Here is a 22,220-nt window from a genome sequence, read left to right on the forward strand (position 1 = left end):
AGACGGGGGCTACCCGCATACGGACTCCACCCCCCCCCCCCACCTGGCCGGCGGGCGGGTCCACGGACGGCCCCCCCTCCCCCCCCCGGGCCGCGGGGCCCGCCACCCCATTCGGGGGCCCGGGGGCCTGCCGCGTGCACCGCGTCGACATCGGGTGTGTCCATTGACATGGGGTACGACCGGACGGAGACTCAACCGAACGCAGTGAAGGAAATTTCACCAGACGAACAGACGAGTATCGAAGGGAAGCGACCGATGCGCACCACCGTCGGCATCATCGGAGCCGGACCCGCCGGGCTCCTCCTCGCGCGGCTGCTGCACAACGCGGGCATCGACTCGGTCGTCCTGGAGAGCCGCGACCGCTCCTACGTCGAGCACCGCCAGCGCGCCGGGATCCTGGAGCAGGGCACGGTGGACGTGCTGCGCGCGGCCGGCGCCGGGGAGCGCATGGACCGCGAGGGCCTGCGCCACGACGGCATCGAGCTGCGCTTCGCCGGGCAGCGCCACCGCGTCGACTTCCCCGGCCTCACCGGCGGCCGGTCCGTGATGGTCTACGCCCAGACCGAGGTCTGCAAGGACCTCATCGCCCTCCAGCTGAAGGAGGGCGGCCCGCTGCTCTTCGAGGCGGAGGCGCTGGCGGTGGAGGGCGCCGAGAGCGAACTGCCCCGGGTGCGGTTCCGGCACGAGGGCCGCGAGGACGTCCTGGAGTGCGACTACGTGGCCGGCTGCGACGGCTTCTGGGGCGTCGCCCGCGCCGCGTTCCCCGAGTCCCTCTCCCAGGTCTTCGAACGCACCCACCCCTACGCCTGGCTGGGCATCCTCGCCGACGTCGCCCCCTCCCACGACGAACTGGTCTACGCCCGCCACGACCGGGGCTTCGCCCTCCTGTCCATGCGCTCCCCGTCGGTCTCCCGCCTCTACCTCCAGGTCCCGGCGGACACGGACGCCGAGGACTGGACCGACGAGGCGATCTGGGACGAGCTGGAGCGCCGCTTCGAGACCGACGACGACTGGCGCCTCGCGCGCGGCCCGATCACCCAGAAGTCGGTCACGCCCATGCGGTCGTACGTCCACGAGCCCATGCGGCACGGCCGGGTATTCCTCGCCGGGGACGCCGCCCACATCGTGCCGCCGACCGGCGCCAAGGGGCTGAACCTCGCCGTCGGCGACGTCGTCACCCTCGCCCGCGCCCTCGCGCACGAGAAGGAGACGGGTTCGCCCGGACTCCTGGAGAGCTACTCGGCGACCTGCCTGCGCCGGGTCTGGCAGGCCGAGCGGTTCTCGTACAACATGACGAGCATGCTCCACCCGGGCCCCGGCGACAGTCCCTTCGACGCCCGGCTCCAGCTGGCCTGGCTCGGCCGGATCGCCTCCTCCCGGGCCGCCGAGACCGACCTGGCGGAGGCGTACACCGGCTTCCCCCTGGACGTCTGAGGGATCTCTGGCCGATTCCGGTCATGTCCCGGCTTCGTCATGGAATGAAGCCCTCCGTGGCCGGGAATCAGGGCTCCGCGTAGCGTGTTGCGCAGCACGGTGAGGGAAAGATCCTCCGCAGGTAGTAGGGTCAATCTTTTGCCAATCCATTACTCTTGAGGCCAAGGCCACGCACCGTGGCCATGGAGGAGTGAAATGAGGAGCAGCAACCCGGTCTTCTCGCGACGGGGCTTCAGCCGCGACAACGGCTACGCGGGCTTCAACACCGCGCCGCAGGCCGGGTACGCACAGGGCAACCCGTACGCGCAGAACCCGTACGCGAACAACCCGTACGCCCAGCAGGACCTCCAGCAGGGCGCCCCGCCGCAGGCCCCGGCCACCACCGGCCGGATGACCATGGACGACGTCATCACGCGCTCCGCGATGACGCTCGGCACGGTCGCCGTCGGCGCGGTCCTCGCCTGGGCGCTGCTGCCGGTCTCGACCACCAGCTACGGCCTGGCCATCGGCTCCGCGATCATCGCCTTCGTCCTGGCCATGATCCAGAGCTTCAAGCGCACCCCCGTACCCGCGCTGATCCTGGGATACGCCGCCTTCGAGGGCGTCTTCCTCGGCGTCATCAGCGAGATGTACAACAGCCAGTGGAGCGGCGCCCCGTTCCAGGCGGTGCTCGGCACCATGGCGGTCTCGGCCGCGACCCTGCTGGTCTACCGGGCCGGCTGGATCCGCGTCACCGCCCGCTACGCCCGCATCGGCATGTCCATCGCCATCGCCTTCGTGCTGGTCATGGCGGTCAACCTGCTGCTGGTCGCGTTCGGCGTCGCCGACAACGGCGGACTGCGCAGCTTCGGCCCGCTCGGCGCGATCGTCGGCATCATCGCGATCCTGCTCGGCGCGTTCTTCCTGACCCTCGACTTCAAGCAGATCGAGGACGGCATCGCCTACGGCGCCCCGAAGAACGAGGCCTGGCTGGCCGCGTTCGGCCTCACCATGACGCTGGTGTGGATCTACATCGAGATGCTGCGCCTGGTGGCGATCTTCAGCAGCAACGACTAGCTCGACGGCACGCTGTCGCAAGCGGGCTGAGAAGGGCCCCGGGGTCGTCACCCCGGGGCCCTTCGCCGTCTGTGTGCGTGCGCGCCTAGAGAAGTTTGCGCGCGGCCCTCCTCAGGTCGTACTCGTGGATCAACGCCTTCGCGTGGCCGTACGCGAGGTTGTGCTCGTGGCGGAGCCAGCTGACCTTCTCCTCGAAACAGAAGAGGGACGGGCCTTCGTCGACGGTACGCAGCCAGTCGGACACTTCACGACCGGTGCAGTGGGGGATGCGGGCGAGCAGGTTGCGATGGGTCTCCATGGAGAAGACTTGGGACATCGGCGCCTCCGGTGCGCAAAGGGGGTTGTAGCCGGTCCTTCACGTCACCGTGCCTGAGTGTTGGCGTGTTGGCAACAGTCGTGACAGGACAGCCGGTGGCACGCGTTACGCTCACGGCGTGGTTGATACGACGCCTCTCACCCGTGCCGTGGAACACTTCGCCGACAAGCTGAGGGCGGCACCGCAGAGCCGGTTGCAGCGGGGCGCCGCCGCGGAGGCGCTGGGCCTGGCCAGGGAGTTGGCCCGCTGGGCGCAGGCGGTGGAGGAGCCGGGCGCGGCGAGCCGCGAGATGCCGGACGCGGGGATGTTCGCGGTGGCCGACCAGATCACGGTGGCCGGGAACGACTTGGCGGTGGTGCTGGAGAACGACGCCGAGGTGGGGGATGCGGTGCGGCTGGTGGAGGAGGCGCAGAAGAGGGCGGGGGTGTGAGGCGGCGGTGCGTTGTCGGGTGCGGCGCCGTCGTGGTTGCTCGCGCAGTTCCCCGCGTCCCTGACGGGGCGCACTGTGGCGCCCCGTTCTTTTGCTTTTAGGGGCGCGGGGAACTGCGCGACCAGCCCCAACGCACCCGCAGCCGACAACGCACCGGAGCGCCCCAGAACATCAAAGCGACGCTATGACCCGGTCCGCCAGGATGTAGACGTTCTCCTCGCCGCACGCGAACGTCAGCGTGTACGCGCCGGAGATCCCCGACCCGCCCAGCAGATACGGCGTCTCGCCCGCGCCCAGCGCCGCAGCCAGCCGCTCCGCCGTCTCCCGGTGCCCCGGCGTCATGCACAGGGTCGTGCCGTCGGCGAAGACGTAGACGTCCAGCGTGCCCAGCGGGCCGGGACGGACGTCGGAGAGTTCGACCTGGGACTCGGCCAGCTGCTCCAGCGTCGCGACCGTACGCTCATGGTCGTTGACCACCGGCGACTGCACCGGCACGAAGTCCGGGTGGGACGGGTGGCGGCGGCGGGCCGCGGCCAGTTCCGGGGACTCCCCGGTGAACTCGTCGGTCTCCGCGGCCGGCTCGGCGACCGGCTCCAGGCCCACGAAGTCCGACTGCCGGGGCAGGAACGGCTCACCGTCCGCCAGACCCAGCAGCGACGGCGCGTCGGAGGCGTCACGCGCCTCCTGCGCGGCCCAGAAGGCACGTGCCTCGGCCAGCTCCCGCTCCCGCTCCTCGGCCAGCGCCTCAGCGACAGCGGCGCGTATCTCCTCGGCGGCGGCATGGCTGCGGGCCGCCGGCATGAGGGCGCGCAAGGTCGCGGCCTGGTTCTGGGCAAGCTGGGTGTGCAGCTCGGCGACCTGACGGCGCAGCTTCAGAACGGTGCGCAGGACAGCGACGCCCACGGCGCCCGTGGCGGCCGTGGTGAGCAGCAAGGCGATCGGCATGGCGCTCACTGACGTACTCCCGGTTCAAAGTCGACCCCCGACTTCCTACATCAGCTTGAAGGGTGGACTATCAAGCTGTCAGTGCGTAACGTCACGAAACGGACAGGACTTTGGCCCTGGGGTTTACCGGGACAACGGCGCTGACCTGCGGCGATATCTCCGCAGAGGGAGATAGGTCACATCCTGGGGGAGATTGGATCACAAATCGGCCCGGTGTTCGGAGTTTTCTCGAACACCGGGCCGTGTTGTCACGGTGGGTCCCGTGACGGTCACTCAGAGGCTCAGCTGAGGCGCTCGATGACCATCGCCATGCCCTGGCCGCCGCCGACGCACATGGTCTCCAGGCCGAACTGCTTGTCGTGGAACTGGAGGGAGTTGATGAGCGTGCCGGTGATACGGGCGCCGGTCATGCCGAAGGGGTGGCCGACGGCGATGGCGCCGCCGTTCACGTTCAGCTTCTCCAGCGGGATGTTCAGGTCGCGGTAGGAGGGGATCACCTGGGCGGCGAACGCCTCGTTGATCTCGACCAGGTCGATGTCGTCGATGGTGAGACCGGCGCGGCTCAGGGCCTGCTTGCTCGCCTCCACCGGGCCGAGGCCCATGATCTCGGGGGAGAGGCCGGTGACGCCGGTGGACACGATGCGGGCGAGCGGGGTCAGGCCCAGCTCGCGGGCCTTGGTGTCGCTCATGATGACGACCGCGGCGGCGCCGTCGTTCAGCGGGCAGCAGTTGCCGGCGGTGACCAGGCCGTCGGGGCGGAAGACCGGCTTCAGGCCCGCGACGCCCTCCAGGGTGACGCCGGCGCGCGGGCCGTCGTCCTTGCTGACGACCGTGCCGTCGGGGAGGGTGACCGGGGTGATCTCGCGCTCCCAGAAGCCGTTCTTGATGGCTTCCTCGGCGAGGTTCTGGGAGCGGACGCCGAACTCGTCCATGTCCTGGCGGGTGACGCCCTTGATGCGGGCCAGGTTCTCGGCGGTCTGGCCCATCGCGATGTACGGGTCGGGGAGTACGCCGTCCTCGCGCGGGTCGTGCCAGGTGGAGCCGGTCGACGCGGCGGTGGCGGCGGTACGGGCCTGGGCCTCGGCGAAGACCGGGTTCGTGGTGTCCGGGAGGCCGTCGGAGCTGCCCTTGGCGTAGCGGGAGACCATCTCGACACCGGCCGAGATGAAGACGTCGCCCTCGCCGGCCTTGATGGCGTGCAGGGCCATGCGGCTGGTCTGCAGGGACGAGGAACAGTACCGGGTGATCGTGGTGCCGGGCAGGTAGTCCATGCCCATCTGCACGGCGACGATCCGGCCGAGGTTGTAGCCCTGCTCGCCGCCGGGGAGGCCGCAGCCGAGCATCAGGTCGTCGATGTCCCTGGGGTCCAGCTCGGGGACCTTGGCGAGGGCGGCCTGGATGATCGTCGCGGTGAGGTCGTCGGGGCGCAGGTCCTTCAGGGAGCCCTTGACGGCGCGGCCGATCGGGGAACGGGCGGTCGAGACGATGACGGCTTCGGGCATCACGGCTCCAAGGAGGAAGGGGCGGCGCGCAGCGCCTCGTTGAGGGGTGGCGGCCGGGCGACGGGTGGGCGTACGAAGGTTGGCAGGGCCGCTTCGGAAGTTACCTGTACGTATGTCATCGGTCACCGGTGTCGGGGTGTGACACTGACCGCACTTTCTAAGCGCTTGCTTTTCCGATGTCGGGGGGTGCGTGGGTCCGCGCGGGTCCGTGGGGGTTGCTCGCGCAGTTCCCCGCGCCCCTTACGGGGCGCTGTCCAGCCGCCCCTCTTCAGCGGCACCCTGCCGGCGCCGGTGAGCGACACGCCCTCGCCCCCTAGTCGGTCGTACCGGCCCTCGACCTCGCCTCCTCGGAAGCAGAGTCGGGTGGGAGGGTGGGCGGTTCCACGGGCTGGCGCCGGCGGCGTTTCAGCAGGGCCCACGGACCGCGCGGCCCCGTCGGCATCGCCGCCGTGACCTCGGTGCCGGCCTCGGCCGCCGCCTCCGCCGCCGCCCGGGCGACCGGCAGGAAGCCCTCGCGGCGGGTGACGTCGGGCCGCTCCTCCTCCGCCGGCCACAGGCCGAGGGCCGCGCAGACCGTGGGGAGGACGGCCATCGCCGCCGTCGCGTAGCCCTCCGCCGAGGGGTGGTAGTTGTCGGGGCCGAACAGCTCGCGTGGGTTCGCCGCGAACTCCGGGCCCAGCAGGTCGCCCAGCGACACCGTGCGGCCGCCCTGCTCCACCGTCCCGATCGTCTGGGCCGCCGCCAGCTGCCGGGACGCCCGCCGGGCCAGCCAGCGCAACGGCTGCCGTACCGGCTCGATCGTGCCCAGGTCGGGACAGGTGCCGACCACCACCTCGGCCCCCGCCGTGCGCAGGCGGCGGACGGCCGCCGAGAGGTGGCGCACCGAGCGGGTCGGCGGCATCCGGCGGGTGACGTCGTTGGCGCCGATCATGATCACGCAGACGTCGGGGACGGGCGAGGCCGCGCCCAGCACCAGGGCGACCTGGCGGTCCAGGTCGTCGGACTGGGCGCCGGGGAGGGCCACGTTGCGGAGCTCCACCGGGCGTTCCGCGACCGCGGCGAGGCCGGACGCCAGCAGCGCGCCCGGTGTCTGCGCGGCCCGGTGCACGCCCTGGCCGGCGGCCGTGGAGTCACCGAGCATCGTCAGGCGCAGCGGCGGCTCACCGGAGGCGTCGTACCCGTCGCCGTAACGGCCGTCCGCCGTCGGCACCCGGCCGCCGCTGTTGCCGTTGTGCACCGCTGTCCTGGCCATCCGCACCTCGGCCAGCACCAGGCCCACCGCGGCCGCGCCGACCAGCCCGACCCCACCGCCGCCGTACGCCGCCCCGGCCGCGATCCGCCGGGCCACCCGCGCCCTCGACATGTTCGTCATGCGTCGCCGCCACCTCCTCGTTGCCGCTCACCCACTCCTTGCCCCGTACAGCCCGTGCGTCAATCTCAACGGGGAGTGAACCTCCGGAGCGGGGCCTTAGGCTGGCGACACCAACCAGGACCACACCTTTTGCAAGCAACCGGAGACAACGGTGCGATTCCACGACTCGATGATCAGCCTCGTCGGCAACACCCCGCTGGTGAGACTCAACAGCGTCACCCAGGGCATCCAGGCCACCGTGCTCGCCAAGGTCGAGTACTTCAACCCGGGCGGTTCCGTGAAGGACCGGATCGCGCTGCGGATGATCGAGGCGGCGGAGAAGAGCGGGGAGCTCCAGCCCGGCGGGACCATTGTCGAGCCGACCAGCGGGAACACCGGGGTGGGCCTGGCGATCGTGGCCCAGCAGAAGGGGTACAAGTGCATCTTCGTGTGCCCCGACAAGGTGAGCACCGACAAGATCAACGTGCTGCGGGCGTACGGCGCCGAGGTCGTCGTCTGCCCGACCGCCGTCGACCCGGAGCACCCGGACTCGTACTACAACGTCTCCGACCGGCTGGTCCGCGAGACGCCCGGCGCCTGGAAGCCGGACCAGTACTCCAACCCCAACAACCCCCTTTCGCACTATCACTCGACCGGCCCCGAGCTGTGGGAGCAGACGGCGGGGAAGATCACCCATTTCGTGGCGGGGGTCGGGACCGGCGGCACCATCTCCGGTACCGGGCGCTACCTGAAGGACGCCAGTGACGGCCGGGTCCAGGTCGTCGGCGCCGACCCGGAGGGGTCCGTGTACTCCGGCGGGTCCGGGCGGCCCTACCTCGTCGAGGGCGTGGGTGAGGACTTCTGGCCGACCGCCTACGACCGGACCGTCGCGGACGAGATCGTCGCCGTGTCGGACAAGGACTCCTTCCAGATGACCCGGCGGCTGGCCAAGGAGGAGGGCCTGCTGGTCGGCGGCTCCTGCGGGATGGCCGTCGTGGCCGCGCTGCGGGTGGCCGAGCGGCTCGGCCCGGACGACGTCGTGGTCGTCCTGCTGCCGGACAGCGGCCGCGGATACCTGAGCAAGATCTTCAACGACGAGTGGATGGCCGACTACGGCTTCCTGGAGGACGAGGGCCCCAGCGCCCGCGTCGGCGACGTGCTCAGCGACAAGGCCGGCGGCTCCATCCCCTCCCTCGTCCACATGCACCCGGACGAAACCGTCGGGCAGGCCATCGAGGTGCTGCGCGAGTACGGCGTCTCCCAGATGCCCGTCGTCAAGCCGGGCGCCGGTCACCCGGACGTGATGGCCGCCGAGGTCGTCGGCTCGGTCGTCGAACGGGAGCTGCTCGACGCCCTGTTCAGCAAGCGGGCCTCCCTGGAGGACCCGCTGGAGAAGCACATGTGCGCCCCGCTGCCCCAGGTCGGCTCCGGCGAACCGGTCGGGGACCTGATGACGGTGCTGGGCGCGGCCGACGCCGCGATCGTCCTCGTCGAGGGCAAGCCCACCGGCGTGATCAGCCGGCAGGACCTGCTGGCCTTTCTCGCCAAGGGCAGCAAGCAGTAGCGAACGTCCGGTGAACGGCCCGTGACGCCGGGGAACTTGCTGTTTCCTGTCCGAGTGGTGGACTTCGCGGAAGTGGTACGAGCGTGTCACGTGCGCGCAGCACCCGCTTAACACGGCTCCGGCAGATTAGTGGGTGTCGGCAGGGCGGGAGCGGCTCCCCGCCTCGGCCGGCACCGAACGTCCAAGGACCTCCGGAGCGGCTCCCGGACCTCCATGGACGCCCGGACGTGAGACCCGGCCCTGACCCGGTCCATGTCCCTCGCGGGGACCGCCGTCGTCCCGCCCCTCGGTAAAACGGGGGTGCGGCGGTCCCCGCGCATTACTTTTCCCGGCCTCAGCCGGTCGTCGCCCAACTCCCCAGCAGCGCCAGCCGTTCCGCCGTCTCCGAGCCCGGCTCGGGGGTGTACGCCACGATCGTCTGGTCCGGGTCCGTCGGGACCGTGAGGGTCTCGTAGGGGAGGGTGAGCAGGCCCGCCACCGGATGCTGGATGCGTTTCGTGCCGTACGCGCACTCCTTGACCTCGTGGTCCGCCCACAGCCGGCGGAAGTCCGCGCTCTTCAGGGAGAGTTCGCCGACCAGCGCGGCCATCCTGGGGTCGTCGGGGTGGCGGCCCGCGTCGATGCGCAGGTTGGCGACGGTCTGGGCGGCGACGGCGGCCCAGTCGGGGTAGAAGCCCGCGGCTGCCGGGTCGAGGAAGACCTGGCGCGGGATGTTCCGCTCGGCCGGGGCCAGGGCACTGAACCCGTTCACCGCGTCGCCGAGCGCGTTCCAGGCGACGACGTCCATCCTGCGGCCCAGCACGAACGCGGGCGTCCGCTCCATGCCGTCCAGCAGCAGCTGTACGCCGGGGCGGACGCGGGGCCGGGCCGGGCGCCCGGTGCCCTTCCGCCGCGGGCGGGCCACCGTCAGCAGATAGGCGTGCTCGGTCTCGTCCAGGCGCAGCACACGGGCGATCGCGTCGAGCACCGCGTCCGAAACGCTCGGGCCCCGCCCCTGTTCCAGGCGGATGTAGTAGTCGACGCTGACCCCCGCCAGCTGCGCCACCTCCTCGCGGCGCAGGCCCGGTACGCGGCGCCGCCCGTGCGAGGGCAGCCCCACCTCCTCGGGCTGGATGCGGGCACGGCGCGAGCGCAGAAAGTCTCCGAGTTCCCCGTCCATGGGTTCGATCGTAGGGGAGTCGCGCCCTCCCAACCTGGTTCTGCCAGACCCAGGAAAAGCCGAGCCCTGGGTAGGCCGCCCGGCCCCGGCGAGTGTGGAGACACGCCACCGGGGCAGGCCCGGCGGCACTCACCAGGGAGTACCTCATGTCGTACGACAACCTGTCCGGCCGTACCGCCGTGGTCACCGGCGCCGCCAGCGGGATCGGGGCGGCCGTCGCCCTGCGGCTCGCCGGGTCCGGGGCCCGGGTGGCGTTGCTGGCCCGGCGCGCGGACCGGCTGGAGACGGTGGTGGCGAAGATCAGGGCGAACGGCGGCGAGGCCCTCGCCGTCGTCGCCGACGTCACCGACGACGCGTCCGTCCAGGCCGCGGCCGACGCCGTGCACGCGGCCTACGGAACCGTCGACCTCGTCGTCAACAACGCCGGCGTCATGCTCCCCAACCCGGTCGACGACGGCCGTATCGACGAGTGGCAGCGCATGCTCGACACCAACGTCACCGGTGTGCTGCGGGTGCTGCGCGCCTTCACCGGGGACCTGGTGGCGGCCGCGGCCGAGGGCCGTACCGCCGATCTCGTCAACGTGTCGTCCATCGGCGCGCACGTCGTCTTCCCCACCTTCGCGGTGTACGGCGCCACCAAGGCCGCCGTCACCTTCCTCTCGCAGTCCCTGCGCGCCGAGTTCGGGCCGCGTGACGTGCGGGTCACCAACGTCGAGCCGGGGCTGACGGACACCGAACTCGGCACCCACATCGAGGGCGAGGAACTGCGCGAGCAGGTGGCGGGCATGTTCGACGGGATGGGCGCACTGGCCGCCGAGGACCTGGCCGACCTGGTCGGCTATGTGGCGAGCCGCCCCCGGCACGTCAACCTGCGGCAGGTCGTCGTCCAGCCGACCCGGCAGGTGTGACCCGGCCCGGCCTCAGGCCCCCGGGTCAGTCCTCCCGGTCGCGGTCGCCCCGCTGGAACACGCCGGGGTTGAGGCGGACGGCCTGGGTCGCGTTGACGCCGACGATGCCGATCCAGGTGACGACCACGCCCGTCATGCCGCCGAACGCGCCGCTGATCGCCGAGAGCGGGATCGCCAGCACCAGCGACACGATCCCGAAGCCGAAGCGCTCGCCCCAGGAGTCGGAGCTCTTCTGCCTGCGTGTCCCACGGGCCGCCTGCATCTGCTGCTCGGCCAGGCCCCGGCGCAGCCGGCGCTCCACCGCGGTGTCGATCCGCTGGTCGATCTTCTCCAGGAAGGAGTCGACCAGTTCCGACTCGTACTCCGGCCCCAGGTCCCTGCGGGCGTGCAGGGTGGCGGCGAGGTCCTTCTTCAGGTCGGTGTCGTGAACGTCCGTCATGACGTCCACCGTAGGGGCCGCGAAGGCCCGTCGCACTGGGGAAATCCCCCGCATCCGGCAGGGGGTCCGCCCTCAGGGCAGCAGCGACACCAGCCCGCTGCCGGTGTCGAGGCGGGCCGCCACCACCGATGCTCCCGCGAACCCGGGGTCCGCCCGGATCGCGTCCCGCGCCCACACCGTCTGGGCCCGCATGGTGTGTTCGGCCCAGTCGCCGGGCAGCGCCCTGGTGCGCAGGGCGGCCGGTGCGATCTCCTTGGCGAGGAGTTCCAGGTGACCGGGGACGGGCGCGCCGGTGCGCAGCCGGGCGAGGGTGGCGGCGACGGCCCCGCAGCCCTCGTGACCGAGCACCACGACCAGCGGGACGCGCAGCTCCTGCACGCCGTACTGGAGGGAACCGAGCACCGCCTCGTCCAGCACCTGCCCGGCCGTCCTTATGCACAGCAGGTCGCCGAGGCCCTGGTCGAAGACCAGTTCCGGGGTGGCGGCGGAGTCGACGCAGCCGAGCACCACCGCGAACGGGTGCGGGGCGGCCGCCCGGCCGTGGCGGGAGCGGCCGGTGGCGTACCGCCGGTTGCCCTGGAGCAGTTCGTCGAGGGCCGCGCTCGCCGAGTCGGGGACGACGGCCGCCGACGAGAGGGCGACGGCCGGCGCACCGACGGCGGTGGCCGTCGGAAGAGCCCTGGGGTTCGAGGCCATGACGCTTCCTCAGGTGCTGGCGCTGATGGTTCTCATCACTCTACGCGGCGGAAACGTTACACTGGGTACTGGTTTAACGGCTCTTGGGCGGATCATCGCCCGCGCGATACCGAGCCGGTGGCCGTGGCCGGTGGCCGGTGATCGGCGGTCAGGCCAGCCCGTGCTGCTTCGCGTACGCGGCCGCCACGTCCTCCGGGTCCTTCTTGTCGTTGTCGACCTGGCTGTTGAGCTGGGTGAGCTGCTCGGTGGTGAGGGTGTTGCCGAGCCGGGCGAGGGCCTTGCGGACGGTGTCGTCGGCCTTGCGGTCGGCGATCAGCGGGACGATGCGCTGGCTGGGGACGAGGTTCTTGGGGTCGGTCAGCACCACCCAGCCGTTGGCCGCGATGTCGGTGTCGGTGGTGAACAGGTTCGCCACGTCCACGTCGCCCTTCTTCAGCGCGCCCTTGACCAGCGGCCCGTCCGAGTCCAGCGACTTGAACTCCTTGAACCGGACGCCGTACACCTCCTGCAGACCGACCGCGCCCACCCGGCGCTTCTTCACCTCGGGCGCGGCCCCGATGACCAGCTTGCCGTTCTCCTTGGCCAGGTCGGCGAGGGAGGTCAGGCCGTACTTCTGCGCGGTCGCCCGGGTCACGACGAAGCAGTCGGAGTCGGCCGCCTGCCCGTACGGCAGCACCTGGAGGCCGGCGGGCAGCGCCAGGGTGAGCGCGTTCTGCATGGTGCCCGGCTCGTCGGAGGTGTCCTTCGGGGCGAGGTAGTTGAGGAGGGCACCCTGGTACTCGGGCAGCAGGTCGATGTCGCCGGCCTTGAGCGCGGGGATCACGATCTCGCGGGTGCCGAGGTTCGGGCGGACCTTCACCTTCACGCCGGCCTTCTGGAGCACGGCCGCGTAGAGGTAGCCGAGCACCTGGTTCTCGGTGTAGTTGGCGGTGCCGATGGTGATGCCGCCCTTGCTGGAGCCGCCGCCGGCGGTCGAGCCGCTCCCCTCGTTCAGGGAGGTGATGCCGCTTGAGCAGGCGGCGAGGGCGGGGACGGAGGCCGCTGCGAAGAGGCCGCCGAGGAGAGTGCGTCGGTTCATCGAGGGGTCCCTAGGCAGTGCGGTGGCGGAAGAGGAAGCGCTGGAGGGTGCTCAGGAGCTGGTCGAGGACGATGGCGACGACCGCGACCAGTACCGCGCCGCCGAGCACCTGGACGAGGTCGCGCTGGGCGAGGCCGTCGAAGACGTAGCGGCCGAGGCCGCCGAAGGAGACGTACGCGGCGACGGTGGCCGTGGCCACGACCTGGATGAGCGCCAGGCGCAGGCCCGTCATGATCAGGGGGAGCGCGAGCGGCAGCTCGACCTGGAAGAGGACCTGGTGGCCGCGCATGCCCTGGCCGCGGGCGGCGTCCTTCACGTCCGGGTCGACGGCGGTCATGCCGGCGTAGGTGTTGGTGACGATCGCCGGGACGGCGAGGGCGACCAGCGCGACGTACACCGGCAGCATCGACAGACCGCCCGCCAGGAACACGAGCACGACCAGGCCCACGGTCGGCAGGGCGCGGCCGAAGGAGGCCAGGTTGATGGCGACGAACGCGCCCTTGCCGGTGTGGCCGATCAGCAGGCCGAGCGGGAGGCCGATCGCGGCCGCGATGAGGGTCGCGAGCAGCGAGTACTGGAGGTGCTCGGCGAGGCGGTGCGCGATGCCGTCGGAGCCGGTCCACTGGGAGCCGCTGGTCAGCCAGGTGCCGAGGTTCTTGAAGAGTTCGAACATGTCAGGCTCGCCTCCGCCGCCACGGGGTCAGGACGTACTGGAGGGCCACCAGCAGGGCGTCCGCGACCACGGCGAGCAGGATCGTGAGGACCACGCCCACGATCACCGGGGTCGGGAAGTCGCGCTGGAAGCCGTCGGTGAAGAGCTGGCCGAGGCCGCCGTCGCCGATGTAGGTGGCGACGCTCACCAGCGAGATGGACATGACCGTGGCGATCCGGACGCCCGCCATGATCACGGGGAGGGCCAGCGGGAGTTCGACGGTGAGGAGCGTGCGCAGCGGGCGGGTGCCCATCGCCTTCGCCGCCTCCTTGGTCTTCGCGGGGACCGAGTCCAGGCCCTCGACCGTGTTCCGCAGCAGCACGACCAGCGTGTAGACGGTCAGGCCGATGACGGTCGTGGTGCGGGTCAGGCCGCTGATCGGGAGCAGCAGCACGAAGATCGCGATCGACGGGATCGTGAAGAGCACGTTGGAGAGGCCGAGCAGGAAGCCGCGCAGGGCGCGGACCCGGTGCGCGACCACCGCGAGCGGCAGCGAGATCACCAGGCCGAAGAAGACCGCGGTCAGCGCCGCCTGGAGATGCGAGAGGGTGAGGCTGGTGAGGTCGTCGGTGTGGTCGCCGATCCACGACCAGTCGATGGTCATGCCGCCACCACCCGGGCCGCGCTGTGCGCCTGACCGGCGTGGACGTGGATGTCGTCGCGGGACGAGACGCCGGTGAGGACGCCGGCCGCGTCGACCCTGGCGACCAGTCCGGTCGGGGAGGCGATCGACTCGTTCAGCGCCGCGAGCAGCGAGTCGCCGTCCGTCAGCGGCCGTACGGGGAGTTCGGCGTCCTTCGCGGCCCAGTGCAGGGGCTTGCCCGCCGGGTCCAGGACGAGGGTCCAGTCGCCGCTTCGGGGCGCCGGGCCCTGCGGGACGTCGGCGAGGGTCTTCAGGGACAGCAGCTTCAGGCCCCGTTCCGCGCCGAGGAAGTCGGCCACGAAGTCGTCCGCGGGCCGGGCCAGCAGTTCGGCGGGCGGGGCGATCTGGACCAGGTGGCCGCCGGTGCGGAAGATCGCGATCCGGTCGCCGAGCCGGACGGCCTCGTCGACGTCGTGCGTGACGAAGACGATCGTCTTGTTCAACTCCTTCTGGAGCCGGATCAGTTCGTCCTGGAGCTGGGTGCGCACCACCGGGTCGACGGCGCCGAACGGCTCGTCCATCAGCAGCACCGGCGGGTCGGCGGCGAGGGCGCGGGCGACGCCGACGCGCTGCTGCTGGCCGCCGGAGAGCTGGTGCGGGTAGCGCTTGCCGGCGTCGGCGGCGAGGCCGACGGTCTCCAGGAGTTCGGCGGCGCGGGCGCGGGCCTTCTTCCGGTTCCAGCCGAGCAGCAGCGGGACGGTGGCGATGTTGTCCAGCACCGTGCGGTGCGGGAAGAGGCTGGCCTGCTGGATGACGTACCCGATGGACCGGCGCAGTTCGGCGGCGTCCTGCTGGGTGACGTCCCTGCCGTTCACCTTGATCGTGCCGGAGGTCGGCTCGACCATCCGGTTGATCATCCGCAGGGTGGTGGTCTTGCCGCAACCGGAGGAGCCGACCAGGACGGTGACCCCGCCCTCCGGCATCTCCAGGGAGAGATCGTTTACTGCTGTCGTGCCGTTGGGGAAGCGCTTGTGGACCGCGTCGAACTGGATCATGAGATGTCCCTTGCCCGGCTGTATAACGTCATGCAGAGTTCTCGTTAGGTGAATAGGTTGTCAACGGTCTCGCGTTAATCCGAGGTAACGGATGACCGCAACGCAAGATCGAGTGTCCGGATTGAGGGGAGTTTGGGCGTGATGTCGTCTCGTATCGTGGACACTCCCGGAACAACGCATTCCGGCCTGGTGGTCCTCGACGGCATCGGCACGGGTGTCGAGGACGTCGTGCGGCTCGCCGACGGCACCGCCCGCCCGGTCCCGGGGACCGAGGCGATGCGCCGCGCGGAGGAGTCCTGGAACGCCGCCCGGCAGATCGCCGCCACCGGCCGCGTCTACGGCCGCTCCACCGGCGTCGGCGCCAACCGGAACGAGGACGTGCCCACCGAGGCCGCCGCAGGACACGGACTGCGGCTGCTGCGCAGCCACGCCGGGGCGATCGGCGACGAACTGCCCGCCCGGCAGGTGCGCGCGATGCTCGCGGTCCGGGCCAACCAGCTGCTTGCGGGCGGCGCGGGCCTGCGGCCCAGTGTCGTGACGGCCCTGTGCGAGGCGCTGGAGTCGGGCGCGTACCCGGTGGTCAACGAGTTCGGCTCGGTCGGCACCGGGGACATCGCGGCGCTCGCCCAGGTCGGCCTCGCGCTGGTGGGGGAGCACCCCTGGCGGGGCTCCGGGGCACCCGAGCCCCAGCCGCTGGACAACAACGACGCCCTCGCCCTGATCAGCAGCAACGCCCTCACCCTGGGCCAGTCCGCGCTCGCCCTGCACGAACTGCGCGGGCTGATCGAGGCCACCCAGGTGGTGGCGGCCCTGTCGCTGCTCGCCGTCGACGGCTCCCACGAGGCGTTCGCGGAGCCCGTGCACGCGGCCCGCCCGCACCGCGGCAGCGTCGAGGTCGCGCGCCGGATGCGGGAGCTGATCGGCGCCGCCGACCGGCCGACCCCGCCGCTCGGCCGGATCCAGGACCCGTACGGCTTCCGCTGCCTGCCCCAGATCCACGGCCCGGCCCACGACGCCGCCGACGCCCTGGAGCAGGTCCTCGCCATCGAGATCAACGCGGCCGCCGAGAACCCCCTCATCTCCGCCGAGGACCTGGCCGCCTACCACCACGGCGGCTTCTACCAGGCCCAGCTCGCCCTCGCCCTGGACCACTTCAGGCTCGCCGTCACCCAGGTCGCCCGCCTGTCCACCTCCCGGCTCTCCTCCCTCAACGAGCCGGCCTTCACCCGGCTGCGCCCCTTCCTCGCCGACCAGGAGCCCGCCTCCTCCGGCGTGATGATCCTGGAGTACGCCGCCGGCGCCGCCCTCGGCGATCTGCGCGCCTTCTCCGCGCCCGCCTCCCTCGGGCACGCTGTACTCTCCCGAGGCGTCGAGGAGCAGGCCAGTTTCGCCTCGCTCGCCGCCCGTCAAACGCTGCGCGCCTGCCGTGCGTACCGTCTGGTGGTCGGCTGCGAACTCGTCGCCGCCGTACGGGCGCTGCGCCAGCGCGACCTGAGGCCCGAACCCGGGCTCGGGGCGGGCAGGGCGCTGGAGCTCGCCGAGGCGGCGCTGGAGGCGGACCCGGCCGACCGGCCGCTCACGGACGACGTCACGGCGGCGGCCGGGCTGCTCGACCGGTTCACGGACATCTGGAGGGGGAGCACGTCATGAACGTGACCGACAGCCCTGCAACACGGTTGCAGGCGCTCTTCGAGGGGCACCGGCTGACGCCGACCCAGCGGCGCATCGCGCACAGCATGGTGCGGCGCGCCGCCGACGTGCCCTTCCTGTCCAGCGTGGAGCTGGCCGAACTCGCCGGGGTCAGCCAGCCCTCCGTCACCCGCTTCGCGGTCGCCCTCGGCTTCGACGGCTACCCGGCGCTGCGCAAGCACCTGCGCGAGGTGGTCCCCGCCGAACAGGCGGCCGGCTCCGGGTCGTACAACGAGTACCAGCAGGCCGTCGAGGCCGAGATCGAGAACCTCCGGCACCTCGCCGAGGTGCTCGCCGACCCGCGCCCGGTGCAGCAGGCGGGCCGGCTGCTGGCCGCGTCCCGGCCGCTGCCGATCCTCGGCCTGCGAGCCGCCGCCTCGCAGGCGTACGGCTTCGCCTACTTCGCCGCCAAGGTGCACCCGGACGTCCGGCTGCTCAACGAGGGCGGCACGATGATCCACGACCGCATCGACGCGGCCGTCCTGGCCGGCGCCACCGCACTGCTGTGCTTCGCGCTGCCCCGGCATCCCCGCGAGGTCGTGGACACCCTCGGCTACGCGAAGGAGGCCGGGCTGGCCGTGGTCACCGTCGCCGACTCCGCCTTCGCGCCCGTCGCCAAGGTCTCCGACCTGCTGCTGCCGGCCGCCGTCGGCACCGGGCTCGCCTTCGACACGGCGTGCGCGCCGATGCTGCTGGGCCGGGTGCTCCTGGAGGCGATGTGCGACGACCTGCCGGACGCGCAGGCCCGCCTGGAGGAGTTCGACACCCGGGCGGCGGCACGGGGGCTGTTCGTGGAGTGAGCCCCAGATGCGAGCCGCAGATGTGAGCCGCCTGAGAGCAGAACCCACGTTTTCGGGCTGTTCCTTTAAGGCTCGTCTCACGTTCGCTGGTTAGCGTCCCGGCATACGGACTGGGCCGAGACCGGCGAGGAGGCTGCGGACATGGCGCGTGCGGGACGAGGGGCACGAGGAGGGCAAGGCCTGGCCCGGGTGGCCGTGGTCGTACGGGCCGGGGCCGCTCCGCTGTGGTGGTCCGGGGTGTTCGCCGCGGGCGTCGGGGTGCTGCCCCCGGGGATCACCGGGCGGCGGATCGGTGTCATGGCCGGAGCCGCGCTGTTCATCATCGGCGCCGCCGTCGTGGCGTTCACCCGCCGCAAGCGGTACACCGCGCTGGTGCACGGGGCCGCCCGGGCCGGCAAGCACGACGTGCTCCAGGACCGGGCGGTGACCGTGCGGAACTGGCGCCGGGGACACCGCTGGTGGCTGCTGCTGGCCTTCGCCGTGGCGCTCGGCTCCGGCTTCGCGGTGCCCGCGGCCGGCGGCCTGCTGCTCGCCGGGACCGGCACCGGGCTGCGCCTGAAGGCGGCCTGGCTGGGCCGCCGGGAGAAGGCCGCCGGACAACTGCTGTGGCTGCGTGTCGACTGGCTCGACCAGCGCGGCGGCCGCCCGGCCGGCAAGGCCGTCAAGGGCTACCGCGGTACCGGCATCGCGGCGGGCGACGCGGCCCCGGGCGGGGCCCGCCGCCGCACCGCGGCGCTGGTGTGAGGTCCGGTCAGACCTCCAGGTCCTCCTCGACCTTCTTCAACTGGTGCCGGGCCATCGCCAGGTTGGCGCGGGAGGCGTCGAGCACCAGGTAGAGGAAGAGGCCGTTGCCGCCCCGGCCCTTGAGCAGCCGGATCAGGTGGTACGCGTTGGACAGCGTGATCAGGATGTCCTCGATCTCGCCCTTGAGGCCGAGGTGCTCCATGGTGCGCATCTTGGCGCGGATCACGTCCGTGTTGCCGGCCGCGGCCACGTTCAGGTCGAAGGTCTTGCTGCCGCCCATCGTGCCCAGCGCCATCCCGCTGGTGTAGTCGACGAGCGCGACGCCGGTCGCGCCCTCGATGGAGGTGAGGCACTCTTTCAGGGCGGTTTCGGTGTTGGCCATGACTTTCTGGTTCCTTTCAACTGTCGGTTGCGGTGCGCGCGTCGGTGGTGGTGCTGGTGCGTGGCGTGCGCGTGGTTCTGGTCCGTGGGACTGCGCTGCGGGCCGGGCGCAGGGCCTTGGCGGCGGCCTCGGCGGCGTCGACCATCTCGCCGATCCGGGCGGCGGCCCGGCGGCCTTCCAGGTGGAGCCGGCCGACGTTCACCCGGTCCTCGGCGAGCAGGGTGAGCACGGCGCTGCGGCCGGCGGCATAGGTGGCGACATAGCCGTCCTCGCCGCGCACCAGCAGCTCCCTGAGTTCGCCCTTGCCGGTGGCGTCGGCGACCCGGACCGCGACACCGAGTTCGGCCGCGGTGAGCGCGGCGAGGCCCTCCGGATCGACGCCCGGGCAGTCGTGGGCGACGACCAGGCCGTCGACACCGGCCGCGAGGGCGCCGGTGAGCTGGGGCATCCGGGTGCGTAACCGGCGCAGTTCGTCGAGGACGGCCTCTCTGTCGGAGCTGCCGGGTTCTGCCGCCATCAGCTGTCTCCTCTCGGCGGGGCGGTGCCGTTCAAAGGGCCTCCAGCGCATCCCTGAGCCTCTTCAGCAGCGCGATGTCGGGGTCGGTGACCGGGGGAATCAGGGGCGGGACGGGTGCGGTGTTCCTCGGCACGAGGAGCCCGGCCGCCGCCAGCCGCCGTACGTCCACCAGCGTGTGGAAGGCCGGCCGGCCCAGCTCCCGGGCGATCTGCGGGGCCGTGCGGACGCCGTCCACCCGGTCCAGGACCGCCCGCTGCCGGGGGGTGACCGGCGGGGGTGCGAGGGGGTCGGCGCGGATCAGCGGGGCGCCGTCCGCCGACGGGTCGGGCCAGCTGCGGTGCAGCAGTTCGCGGCGGCGCAGGGTCTCGCGCTCCAGGTCCGCGACGGGCACGGCGCGCAGCGGGCCGGCGGCGGCCGTGCTGCCGTAGCGGAACCGGCCCGGGGTGCTGCTGGGCGCCAGCGCGAAGTACCCGGCGTCGTACAGGGCGCCGAGCCGGCACAGCTCCAGGGCGCCTCGCGGGAGCAGGTCGGCGGCGAGCAGCCGGTGGACGGCGGCGGGTATGTCGTCGGTCCAGGGCCAGGCCGCCGGGTCGAGCGTGCCGTGGGCCGTGAGGAGCACGTCGAGGCCGGGGGCGAACGGGCTCTCGGCGTGCACCACGCGGCCCTCGGCCAGGTGCAGGGTGCCGTGCTCGCGGACCAGGACACCGGTGGCCCGCTCCTCGGCGAGGCGTATCAGCATCGGTGAGAGCGCGCCGGATGCTCTCTCGTGCAGGGCCGTCCGGTCCCGGACCGGCAGCGGCGGCGGCGTTTCGACCACGGTCATCCCAGTACCAGCCGCTCGGCCATCTCGCCGAGCCGGATCCGGGCGAGGGCGAGATTGCCGTCCTCGCGGGTCAGCCACAGATGCAGGAACACCGTGGCGTCGAAGGACGTGACCACGAACCGCAGCAGGTGGTAGCTGTCCCGGTTGCTGACGATCAGGTCCTCCACCGGAGGGCTCAGATCGGCGTCGTCCTCCGTGCTGAACGCCCCGTGCTCGGCGGCCAGCCGGGCCAGTTCGGCGGCCTCCGCGGCGGTGGTCTCGTGGTCACCGCCGGGCGCCTCCCCGACCGTGCCCAGGGCCAGTCCGCTGGTCCAGTCGACCAGCGCGGCGCCCCGGGCACCGGGCAGTCGCATCGCTTCGAGTAAGCACTCGTCGATTCCGGGCACCGTGGCTCCCCTCCCGCCGCGTGGCTCTCCGGTTGAGTGACGCAGACACTACGCAACGTGTGCGGGAGGGGTGAGTCCTTTGGCATTTTCCAGTGGAACGTGCTTCCGGCAGGCTAACGTTGGTCAACTGGGCTGCTTTTCACACCAGTTGATCCCTGCTTTCCGAGGCGTCTCAACGGCTCTCGGTTGCGCGCAGGGTGGTGAGCGCGTCGGCGTGCGCCCCTCCGGATTCGGCCACGACCTCGGCGACCGTCTGCGGCTCCCGTACGACGGCGAACGCCAGGCCCCCGTCGCCGTCCGGTGCGAAGCCGTAAACTCCGGGCCGGGCAAGGGAGTTGTAGGAGTAGTGGCTGCCGAAGTAGTACGCCCCGGTGTCCAGCGCCGCCGCGAGGTCACCCTGCTCCAGCGGCGGCAGCGCGCGCCCCTCGGCGAGCAGGTCGCCCGAGAAACAGGCCGGCCCCGCCACGTCCTGCACCACCGGCGCGCCCTCCTTGGGCCGCCCCTTCGCGTCGTACGCGGCGATCCTGAGCGGCCACGCCCCCGGCACGTACACCGTCCGCGGCGCCACCTGCACCCCCGCGTGCGTCACGGCGATCCGCCGGCCGCCGGAGCTCTTCGCGTACTCCACCCGGGCCAGCACCGTGCCGTGCCGGGCCAGCAGCGACCGGCCGAACTCGGTCACCAGCCCGTACCGCCCGTCGAAGAGCCCCGGCACCGCCTCCGCCAGCAGCCGCGCGTACTGCGCGAACGTCGGCTCCGTCGCCTCCGAGGCGAAGTCGACCGAAAGCCCGCCCCCGATGTCGAGGGTGTCGACCTGCCGCCGTCCGACCCGCGCGTTGATCTCCTCGGCCAGCGCGTACGTCTCCGCCACGCCCCGCGCCAGCAGCGACAGCGGGATCCCCTGCGAGCCGACGTGCGCGTGCAGCCGCGTCAGCCACGGCCGCTCCACGAACGCCTGTACGACCCACTCCCGGGCCCCCGCGTCCCGCAGCCCCACCCCGAACTTCGAGGTCGCGGTCGCGGTGGAGGTGGCCCCGATCGTCCCGGCCCCGATCTGCGGGTTCACCCGGATCCCGAGCGGCGGGGCGGCGGGTCCTGCGGTGTGCCGGAGTGCGTCGATCCTGGTGAGCTCCTGCGGGTTGTCCGCGTTCACGGCGACGCCCAGCGCCAGCGCCTCGCGCAGCTCCGGCTCGGTCTTCGCGGGCGCGTCGAACACCGTCCGCTCCGCCGGCACCCCGGCCGCCCGGGCCAGCGCCAGCTCGCCCGCACTGGCCACCTCGGCGCCCAGGCCGGCCTCGACCAGCAGCCGCAGCACCGGAACCAGGGGGTTCGCCTTCACCGCGAAGGCGTGCAGGATCGCGGTACCGGGCGCCGCGACCGCCTCGAACGCCCGGCGCAGCTCCGCGGCCGACGCGCGGATGCCCGTCACGTCCAGCAGGCCTACGATCGGCGCGTCCGGCCCCAGCAGCCCCTGCTCCACCGCCGCCCGTACGGCGTCGTCCCGCCGCCCGATCCGTTCATCGTCGTCCCCCGACATGTCATTGTCCGCACCTTTGAGACCCATACGTCCAGCCAAACATCCGGAACGCGGCCGCGCTGGCGGTCCGGATGTATTGACTAGCTCTATTCAGCGAGCCAGGATGTGAATAAC

General features: G+C 72.0%; 24 protein-coding genes. 8 read left to right on the forward strand and 16 right to left on the reverse strand.

The window, feature by feature from the left end; translation table 11 throughout:
• Positions 1 to 255: 255 nt before the first annotated feature.
• Complete coding sequence (locus tag ACWGKQ_RS47050) at positions 256 to 1,434, forward strand: 4-hydroxybenzoate 3-monooxygenase (RefSeq protein ID WP_453298256.1); 1,179 nt, start codon at positions 256 to 258, stop codon at positions 1,432 to 1,434.
• 195 nt (positions 1,435 to 1,629) lie between these two features.
• Positions 1,630 to 2,490, forward strand: a complete 861-nt coding sequence (locus ACWGKQ_RS47055; protein WP_453298257.1) for a Bax inhibitor-1/YccA family protein — start codon at positions 1,630 to 1,632, stop codon at positions 2,488 to 2,490.
• Positions 2,491 to 2,575: 85 nt separating this feature from the next.
• Here the strand turns inward: ACWGKQ_RS47055 and ACWGKQ_RS47060 are convergent, their stop codons facing one another.
• Positions 2,576 to 2,806 carry a DUF4287 domain-containing protein gene (locus tag ACWGKQ_RS47060; RefSeq protein WP_189268002.1) on the reverse strand — a complete coding sequence of 77 codons (231 nt, stop codon included), beginning with the start codon at positions 2,804 to 2,806 and terminating at the stop codon, positions 2,576 to 2,578.
• Positions 2,807 to 2,924: 118 nt separating this feature from the next.
• Between ACWGKQ_RS47060 and ACWGKQ_RS47065 the strand changes: the two genes are divergently transcribed.
• Positions 2,925 to 3,236, forward strand: coding sequence for a hypothetical protein (locus ACWGKQ_RS47065; RefSeq protein WP_453298258.1), 312 nt, complete (start codon positions 2,925 to 2,927; stop codon positions 3,234 to 3,236).
• 171 nt (positions 3,237 to 3,407) lie between these two features.
• On the opposite strand, the gene ACWGKQ_RS47070 is transcribed toward ACWGKQ_RS47065, so the two are convergent.
• The 3 genes from ACWGKQ_RS47070 to ACWGKQ_RS47080 all read right to left on the reverse strand — a co-directional run bounded on the left by ACWGKQ_RS47070 (position 3,408) and on the right by ACWGKQ_RS47080 (position 7,055).
• Complete coding sequence (locus ACWGKQ_RS47070) at positions 3,408 to 4,190, reverse strand: hypothetical protein (protein WP_453298259.1); 783 nt, start codon at positions 4,188 to 4,190, stop codon at positions 3,408 to 3,410.
• Between the two features lie 272 nt (positions 4,191 to 4,462).
• Positions 4,463 to 5,683 carry an acetyl-CoA C-acetyltransferase gene (locus tag ACWGKQ_RS47075; RefSeq protein ID WP_453298260.1) on the reverse strand — a complete coding sequence of 407 codons (1,221 nt, stop codon included), beginning with the start codon at positions 5,681 to 5,683 and terminating at the stop codon, positions 4,463 to 4,465.
• A gap of 313 nt (positions 5,684 to 5,996) precedes the next feature.
• Positions 5,997 to 7,055: an SGNH/GDSL hydrolase family protein gene (locus ACWGKQ_RS47080; RefSeq protein WP_453298261.1), complete on the reverse strand. Its 1,059-nt coding sequence runs from the start codon at positions 7,053 to 7,055 to the stop codon at positions 5,997 to 5,999.
• Positions 7,056 to 7,206: 151 nt separating this feature from the next.
• Here ACWGKQ_RS47080 and ACWGKQ_RS47085 point away from each other — a divergent pair, with 151 nt between their 5' ends.
• Positions 7,207 to 8,598, forward strand: a complete 1,392-nt coding sequence (locus ACWGKQ_RS47085; RefSeq protein ID WP_453298262.1) for a cystathionine beta-synthase — start codon at positions 7,207 to 7,209, stop codon at positions 8,596 to 8,598.
• A 334-nt stretch (positions 8,599 to 8,932) separates the two neighbouring features.
• On the opposite strand, the gene ACWGKQ_RS47090 is transcribed toward ACWGKQ_RS47085, so the two are convergent.
• Positions 8,933 to 9,757 (reverse strand): helix-turn-helix transcriptional regulator, encoded by an 825-nt coding sequence (locus tag ACWGKQ_RS47090; protein ID WP_453298263.1) that lies wholly within the window; start codon positions 9,755 to 9,757, stop codon positions 8,933 to 8,935.
• A 146-nt stretch (positions 9,758 to 9,903) separates the two neighbouring features.
• Between ACWGKQ_RS47090 and ACWGKQ_RS47095 the strand changes: the two genes are divergently transcribed.
• The gene (locus tag ACWGKQ_RS47095) at positions 9,904 to 10,665 is read left to right on the forward strand and encodes an SDR family oxidoreductase (protein ID WP_453298264.1); all 762 of its coding nucleotides are present in this window, start codon (positions 9,904 to 9,906) and stop codon (positions 10,663 to 10,665) included.
• Positions 10,666 to 10,690: 25 nt separating this feature from the next.
• On the opposite strand, the gene ACWGKQ_RS47100 is transcribed toward ACWGKQ_RS47095, so the two are convergent.
• The 6 genes from ACWGKQ_RS47100 to ACWGKQ_RS47125 all read right to left on the reverse strand — a co-directional run bounded on the left by ACWGKQ_RS47100 (position 10,691) and on the right by ACWGKQ_RS47125 (position 15,228).
• Positions 10,691 to 11,104 carry a hypothetical protein gene (locus ACWGKQ_RS47100; protein WP_453298265.1) on the reverse strand — a complete coding sequence of 138 codons (414 nt, stop codon included), beginning with the start codon at positions 11,102 to 11,104 and terminating at the stop codon, positions 10,691 to 10,693.
• A gap of 72 nt (positions 11,105 to 11,176) precedes the next feature.
• Positions 11,177 to 11,800, reverse strand: coding sequence for a carbonic anhydrase (locus ACWGKQ_RS47105; protein WP_453298266.1), 624 nt, complete (start codon positions 11,798 to 11,800; stop codon positions 11,177 to 11,179).
• Positions 11,801 to 11,948: 148 nt separating this feature from the next.
• Positions 11,949 to 12,878: an ABC transporter substrate-binding protein gene (locus tag ACWGKQ_RS47110; protein ID WP_453298267.1), complete on the reverse strand. Its 930-nt coding sequence runs from the start codon at positions 12,876 to 12,878 to the stop codon at positions 11,949 to 11,951.
• Positions 12,879 to 12,888: 10 nt separating this feature from the next.
• Complete coding sequence (locus ACWGKQ_RS47115; RefSeq protein ID WP_453298268.1) at positions 12,889 to 13,551, reverse strand: ABC transporter permease; 663 nt, start codon at positions 13,549 to 13,551, stop codon at positions 12,889 to 12,891.
• 1 nt (position 13,552) lies between these two features.
• The gene (locus ACWGKQ_RS47120) at positions 13,553 to 14,194 is read right to left on the reverse strand and encodes an ABC transporter permease (RefSeq protein WP_453298269.1); all 642 of its coding nucleotides are present in this window, start codon (positions 14,192 to 14,194) and stop codon (positions 13,553 to 13,555) included.
• Complete coding sequence (locus tag ACWGKQ_RS47125; RefSeq protein WP_453298270.1) at positions 14,191 to 15,228, reverse strand: ABC transporter ATP-binding protein; 1,038 nt, start codon at positions 15,226 to 15,228, stop codon at positions 14,191 to 14,193. The genes ACWGKQ_RS47120 and ACWGKQ_RS47125 overlap by 4 nt, the downstream gene beginning before the upstream one ends.
• A gap of 141 nt (positions 15,229 to 15,369) precedes the next feature.
• Here ACWGKQ_RS47125 and ACWGKQ_RS47130 point away from each other — a divergent pair, with 141 nt between their 5' ends.
• From ACWGKQ_RS47130 to ACWGKQ_RS47140, 3 genes are all read left to right on the forward strand, one after another.
• A complete protein-coding gene (locus ACWGKQ_RS47130) occupies positions 15,370 to 16,878 on the forward strand; it encodes an aromatic amino acid ammonia-lyase (RefSeq protein WP_453298271.1) in 1,509 nt (502 codons plus the stop codon).
• Entirely contained in the window at positions 16,875 to 17,717 is an 843-nt protein-coding gene (locus tag ACWGKQ_RS47135; RefSeq protein ID WP_453298272.1) for a MurR/RpiR family transcriptional regulator, read from the forward strand. Before ACWGKQ_RS47130 ends, ACWGKQ_RS47135 begins: the two co-directional genes overlap by 4 nt.
• 141 nt (positions 17,718 to 17,858) lie before the next feature.
• A complete protein-coding gene (locus ACWGKQ_RS47140) occupies positions 17,859 to 18,461 on the forward strand; it encodes a hypothetical protein (RefSeq protein WP_453298273.1) in 603 nt (200 codons plus the stop codon).
• Between the two features lie 7 nt (positions 18,462 to 18,468).
• On the opposite strand, the gene ACWGKQ_RS47145 is transcribed toward ACWGKQ_RS47140, so the two are convergent.
• The 5 genes from ACWGKQ_RS47145 to ACWGKQ_RS47165 form a co-directional block, all read right to left on the reverse strand.
• Positions 18,469 to 18,843 (reverse strand): hypothetical protein, encoded by a 375-nt coding sequence (locus tag ACWGKQ_RS47145; protein ID WP_453298274.1) that lies wholly within the window; start codon positions 18,841 to 18,843, stop codon positions 18,469 to 18,471.
• A 16-nt stretch (positions 18,844 to 18,859) separates the two neighbouring features.
• The gene (locus tag ACWGKQ_RS47150; RefSeq protein ID WP_453298275.1) at positions 18,860 to 19,360 is read right to left on the reverse strand and encodes a roadblock/LC7 domain-containing protein; all 501 of its coding nucleotides are present in this window, start codon (positions 19,358 to 19,360) and stop codon (positions 18,860 to 18,862) included.
• Positions 19,361 to 19,391: 31 nt separating this feature from the next.
• A complete protein-coding gene (locus ACWGKQ_RS47155) occupies positions 19,392 to 20,183 on the reverse strand; it encodes a transcriptional regulator (RefSeq protein ID WP_453298276.1) in 792 nt (263 codons plus the stop codon).
• A complete protein-coding gene (locus tag ACWGKQ_RS47160) occupies positions 20,180 to 20,569 on the reverse strand; it encodes a hypothetical protein (RefSeq protein WP_453298277.1) in 390 nt (129 codons plus the stop codon). Before ACWGKQ_RS47160 ends, ACWGKQ_RS47155 begins: the two co-directional genes overlap by 4 nt.
• 172 nt (positions 20,570 to 20,741) lie before the next feature.
• Positions 20,742 to 22,133: a diaminopimelate decarboxylase gene (locus ACWGKQ_RS47165; protein WP_453298278.1), complete on the reverse strand. Its 1,392-nt coding sequence runs from the start codon at positions 22,131 to 22,133 to the stop codon at positions 20,742 to 20,744.
• Between the last annotated feature and the right edge of the window lie 87 nt (positions 22,134 to 22,220).

Source organism: Streptomyces sp. NPDC054770, assembly GCF_053611985.1.

Excerpts from the sequence above, each read along its gene's own strand:
- ACWGKQ_RS47050 (WP_453298256.1), top strand. The coding sequence starts at position 256 with ATGCGCACCACCGTCGGCATCATCGGAGCCGGACCCGCCGGGCTCCTC.
- ACWGKQ_RS47055 (WP_453298257.1), top strand. The coding sequence starts at position 1,630 with ATGAGGAGCAGCAACCCGGTCTTCTCGCGACGGGGCTTCAGCCGCGAC.
- ACWGKQ_RS47060 (WP_189268002.1), bottom strand. The coding sequence starts at position 2,806 with ATGTCCCAAGTCTTCTCCATGGAGACCCATCGCAACCTGCTCGCCCGC.
- ACWGKQ_RS47075 (WP_453298260.1), bottom strand. The coding sequence starts at position 5,683 with ATGCCCGAAGCCGTCATCGTCTCGACCGCCCGTTCCCCGATCGGCCGC.
- ACWGKQ_RS47080 (WP_453298261.1), bottom strand. The coding sequence starts at position 7,055 with ATGACGAACATGTCGAGGGCGCGGGTGGCCCGGCGGATCGCGGCCGGG.
- ACWGKQ_RS47090 (WP_453298263.1), bottom strand. The coding sequence starts at position 9,757 with ATGGACGGGGAACTCGGAGACTTTCTGCGCTCGCGCCGTGCCCGCATC.
- ACWGKQ_RS47095 (WP_453298264.1), top strand. The coding sequence starts at position 9,904 with ATGTCGTACGACAACCTGTCCGGCCGTACCGCCGTGGTCACCGGCGCC.
- ACWGKQ_RS47100 (WP_453298265.1), bottom strand. The coding sequence starts at position 11,104 with ATGACGGACGTTCACGACACCGACCTGAAGAAGGACCTCGCCGCCACC.
- ACWGKQ_RS47105 (WP_453298266.1), bottom strand. The coding sequence starts at position 11,800 with ATGGCCTCGAACCCCAGGGCTCTTCCGACGGCCACCGCCGTCGGTGCG.
- ACWGKQ_RS47110 (WP_453298267.1), bottom strand. The coding sequence starts at position 12,878 with ATGAACCGACGCACTCTCCTCGGCGGCCTCTTCGCAGCGGCCTCCGTC.
- ACWGKQ_RS47115 (WP_453298268.1), bottom strand. The coding sequence starts at position 13,551 with ATGTTCGAACTCTTCAAGAACCTCGGCACCTGGCTGACCAGCGGCTCC.
- ACWGKQ_RS47120 (WP_453298269.1), bottom strand. The coding sequence starts at position 14,194 with ATGACCATCGACTGGTCGTGGATCGGCGACCACACCGACGACCTCACC.
- ACWGKQ_RS47125 (WP_453298270.1), bottom strand. The coding sequence starts at position 15,228 with ATGATCCAGTTCGACGCGGTCCACAAGCGCTTCCCCAACGGCACGACA.
- ACWGKQ_RS47130 (WP_453298271.1), top strand. The coding sequence starts at position 15,370 with ATGTCGTCTCGTATCGTGGACACTCCCGGAACAACGCATTCCGGCCTG.
- ACWGKQ_RS47135 (WP_453298272.1), top strand. The coding sequence starts at position 16,875 with ATGAACGTGACCGACAGCCCTGCAACACGGTTGCAGGCGCTCTTCGAG.
- ACWGKQ_RS47140 (WP_453298273.1), top strand. The coding sequence starts at position 17,859 with ATGGCGCGTGCGGGACGAGGGGCACGAGGAGGGCAAGGCCTGGCCCGG.
- ACWGKQ_RS47145 (WP_453298274.1), bottom strand. The coding sequence starts at position 18,843 with ATGGCCAACACCGAAACCGCCCTGAAAGAGTGCCTCACCTCCATCGAG.
- ACWGKQ_RS47150 (WP_453298275.1), bottom strand. The coding sequence starts at position 19,360 with ATGGCGGCAGAACCCGGCAGCTCCGACAGAGAGGCCGTCCTCGACGAA.
- ACWGKQ_RS47155 (WP_453298276.1), bottom strand. The coding sequence starts at position 20,183 with ATGACCGTGGTCGAAACGCCGCCGCCGCTGCCGGTCCGGGACCGGACG.
- ACWGKQ_RS47165 (WP_453298278.1), bottom strand. The coding sequence starts at position 22,133 with ATGGGTCTCAAAGGTGCGGACAATGACATGTCGGGGGACGACGATGAA.